At 35.4% G+C, this 477-nt stretch carries 1 protein-coding gene; it reads right to left on the bottom strand.

Translation table 11 applies throughout. The features are described from left to right. Positions 1 to 477, bottom strand: a 477-nt coding sequence (locus tag AAEZ05_RS27800; protein WP_350649751.1) for a RepB family plasmid replication initiator protein, incomplete at both ends; no start/stop codon positions are given.

Raw genomic sequence — 477 nt, 5'->3', positions numbered from 1 at the left:
ATCCTTCAACCGTAAACATATCAGATGTATTACCGTCTCTTCCACTTGCTAAACTCTGAGTGCTTTTGGATTTTTCTTTATCCGAGATTTTGAATTTAAAACCTATTATCGTTCTACCTTTTTTAACTTGCTCATAGCCAACTTTGATATCAGTTTTTTCATTAATTTCTTGAACCGCAAGGTCTAAAACTCTTAATTTAAAATTCCCCATTCTTTTATATTCACTAGACTCTATACCTAGTTGACTTCTAAACCTCTCAAGCTCAAACATAGGGGTGTTTTTAGCTTGTTTCCATTGCACCAGCAGCTCATAAAGTCTTACAGAGTAAATGCTATCCATACTCGCTGTTTGTTCTAGTAGATAAGAAGTAAAAAAGTCTTCCGCACCATCAATACGGCTGATTCCTTTAACTACAGCAAGGGTAAAAACCAATTCAATTGCACCCTCATCATCAAGATAAGTTACTTCCTGAATCC

This window comes from Pseudomonas sp. HY13-MNA-CIBAN-0226 (assembly GCF_040310305.1).
GTDB classification, from domain to species: Bacteria; Pseudomonadota; Gammaproteobacteria; order Pseudomonadales; family Pseudomonadaceae; genus Aquipseudomonas; species Aquipseudomonas gregormendelii.
Note: the sequence above shows the minus strand (reverse complement) of the source record. Positions and strands in the feature narration are given on the sequence as shown.